The following is a 3,101-nucleotide window of genomic DNA, read 5'->3' as shown; positions in this document are numbered from 1 at the left end:
AGTTCATGGCCTGTGCGCGCGGGTCGGTTCGTGTGGCCCTCGGACGTGACGTGCGCCCGTTCGGCACATTCTCGCGGCGGTCACGCCTCCGCCCGTGCACCGTGTTTGCTGGGCGTGGCTGTTGCCGCAAACTGCCCGCAGGCCATGGGCGTTCATCTGTCTACGGTGACAAACAGGTGCGGTGTGCCGTCAGCGCACGCGGACCTTGAGGTGGTGGGCCGGCAAGCGGTCAGCATGAGCATCAGCTGTTGGGCGTGATCGCGTGGTCGAGTTACCGCGAACGGCACGCGCGTCGATTCGAAATGGGCGCCGTCGATTTCGTGCCTGATCAGCCAACTATCTGACGCTTCCCGGCCCGGGAGTGGAGACGGCTGGCCGTGTCGGTGGTGTGTGGGTTCGGCAGTCGATGCTTCCGTCGGCTCGGTCGTGGCGGGTGCCGTGTCGGTTTGCCGTGGGGCCGTTGCCGCGATCGTATGATGACCCGACTTACTCACTTGCCCCGTCCATCGTTGGAGAGACCTGAATGTCAAACATGAAGTGGCGCGTGTTCGGTACGTCGGTGCTGATAGCGAGTGCCACGGCCATGATCTCATCAGGGCCTGCGATGGCGGAGCCGCAGGGCTGCACACTGGACCGATCGTGGGGCGGAGCGAGTGCCCATTGTGGAGGCGATGGGACCTATATTCTGGAGGTCGACTGTTTCGGCGTGAGCGTGTCCGGTGGGCAGCCGTTCGGGCCGTACTACAAGTCAGTCGTCGGTCATACAGATCCGACTTTGGACCCGATCTTCAACTACCCGCAGCGGAACTGCATGAACCCTTTGACGCTCGGGCAGGTCGGTATTGCTACCGATGCGCGTATTACGTTGGTGCCCACTCGGCCCGCTCCGTCGAACGCTTACGAATAGTGATCAGCGTGGAACCTGGGTTTGCGTCACAACGTTTCGGCGTTCACAGAGGTAATCTTTTCGAGCACCCGGAGACGGGGGCAAGAACGGGCTGTGGCGCAGCTTGGTAGCGCACCTGACTGGGGGTCAGGTGGTCGCAGGTTCAAATCCTGTCAGCCCGACAGTGAAAACCCCCTCTGACCTGGGTCGGAGGGGGTTTTCTTGTGTCCCGAGATTTGATGTGGTTTGGCCGAATCCCACAGAAACCCCAGTGACATGACAGACTGACGGCAGGCGGCGTCGAGTTCTTCGGCGCTCGACCGGTATCGGCTGCGGTGAAGATCGACCCGCATCGCCTTGGTCAGCGCGCGTTCCGCGACGAAACACATCAGATTTCCCCTCCCCTGGTTCGCCTCCGTCACTGGCCGTGTTGAGCCCACCGAGCCGTGCCCTGCCGACTGCCAGACACCCCCGAGCCTTCGATCGGCAAGAGAATGGAGTGAAAGTCCATGGTTACCAACATAATTACCACCGGCGCCGAGCGAACGATCATCGAGAACACACTCGATCGCAACCGTGAAGCGCTCATCGCGACCGCACGCGGGTTGTCCGACGCCGACGCTCGGCGACGGCTTGTCGCGTCGCTGACGACACCGATTTCCTTGATCAAACATGGGGCCGCCGCGGAGCGGATCTGGTTCCAGCGGTTCTGGGCGGGGCTCGACGAAGCCGAATGCGACGGGTACTCGAAACGCGACGAGGGCACGTTCGCTGTGGCCGACGACGAGTCGCTGGCCGATGTCATCGCGGAGTTCGAGCGTGCGAGCAGCCGATCACGGGCGATCGCCGCCCGGTTCGACCTGGACGACACCAAGCACAATCCCCGTGAGGGGACTGTCAGCATGCGGTGGACTCTGCTCGCCATGATCGAGGAATTCGCCCGCCACGCAGGGCACGGCGACATCTTGCGCGAGCAGATCGATCAGACCGCGACACTCTGAGAACAGCAAATATCGCTCGCCAGGCTAACTATTGGTTACTTTGCTGAGTGTGCGGACAACTCCAGACGACTCCAGGTTGCTCGATTCACCCGCCGATTCGGTCGCCTCCGCGACGACGGTCGGGCAGTCCTATCGAACCGGCGACTGCTATGTCGTCGGGCGCGAGAAGATCCGGGAGTTCGCCCGTGCGGTTCAGGATGATCATCCCGCTCACCGCTGCGAGCAAGCGGCTGAAGACCACGGTTACGGTGGCCTGGTCGCGCCGTTGACTTTCGTCTCGATCCCCGCGTTTCTGGCCCAGATCGAGATGTTCGATCGCGTGGCCGAAGGTTATGACCTGAGCCAGATCATGCAGACCGACCACGGCCTCATCGTCAACAGACCGATCCTCGCGGGCGATTCGTTGCGCTTCGAGGTCGGACTCGAATCGCGCCGTAAGGCGTTCGGGGGCGACATCTTCGGCTTCAAGTGTGCGGTCACCGACCAGTACGGCAAGGAAGTCGTCACCACCCGCACGTCCTTCGTCGGCCGGCGGGAGGTGAATTTCGCCGCCGCGCGAATATGCGACCGACTGCTGATGCAGAACTTCCGTCATGGCTCGTCGATTCCGCGACAACACCACACAGCCGAGCGTGCCGCGCCACCGCGCCCGGCACCGACCGCGGACCCGGGCCGGAATATGGTGCCGTTCAGCACCGTCGCTGTCGGCGACGAGCTCCCGCCCAGGATCGTGGCTGTGACGCTGGGCGACCTGGTCAACTACGCGGGCGTGGCCGGCGACCCGAACCCCATCCACTGGAGCAAGGAGGCGGCAGCGTCGGTGAACCTGGAATCGCCTGTCGCACAGGGCATGCTGATGATCGGGATCGGCGCAGGATACGTGACCTCATGGGCGGGCGGTCCCGGTGTGGTGACCGAATACGCGGTGCGATTGACCAGCCCGGTCTACGTCTGCGACAGCGGAGCGATTGTCGAATACACCGGCAGAGTGAAGGCGGTCGACGCAGACCGCAAGACCGCGACGATCGCGGTCACCGCCACACAGGACGGCAGGAAGATCTTCGGACGAGCGGTTGCGGTGATCCAGTGCGCGGACCGCTAGGTCAATCGTCGAGGCAAATGGCGAGCAATCTGTCACTGACACGGAGACGCTCGGCCATCGCGACGAGGATGTCCATGGCCTCACTCGACAAGCCGACAGCACGCAGCAGCAG

Annotated in this window: 2 protein-coding genes and 1 tRNA gene; all 3 read left to right on the top strand. The window is 63.2% G+C overall.

What is annotated here, in order from left to right:
* Positions 1 to 994 precede the first annotated feature (994 nt).
* Positions 995 to 1,068 (top strand) — tRNA-Pro (locus ACFWF3_RS30040).
* A gap of 327 nt (positions 1,069 to 1,395) precedes the next feature.
* Complete coding sequence (locus tag ACFWF3_RS30035) at positions 1,396 to 1,887, top strand: DinB family protein (protein ID WP_379317010.1); 492 nt, start codon at positions 1,396 to 1,398, stop codon at positions 1,885 to 1,887.
* Positions 1,888 to 1,936: 49 nt separating this feature from the next.
* Complete coding sequence (locus ACFWF3_RS30030; protein ID WP_379317008.1) at positions 1,937 to 2,989, top strand: fused (3R)-hydroxyacyl-ACP dehydratase subunits HadA/HadB; 1,053 nt, start codon at positions 1,937 to 1,939, stop codon at positions 2,987 to 2,989.
* Positions 2,990 to 3,101: the final 112 nt, after the last annotated feature.

This window comes from Nocardia sp. NPDC060220 (genome assembly GCF_042727815.1).
Taxonomy (GTDB): Bacteria; Actinomycetota; Actinomycetes; order Mycobacteriales; family Mycobacteriaceae; genus Nocardia.
The sequence above is the reverse complement of the archived record's forward strand: the minus strand, read 5'-3'. Positions and strand labels throughout refer to the sequence as shown.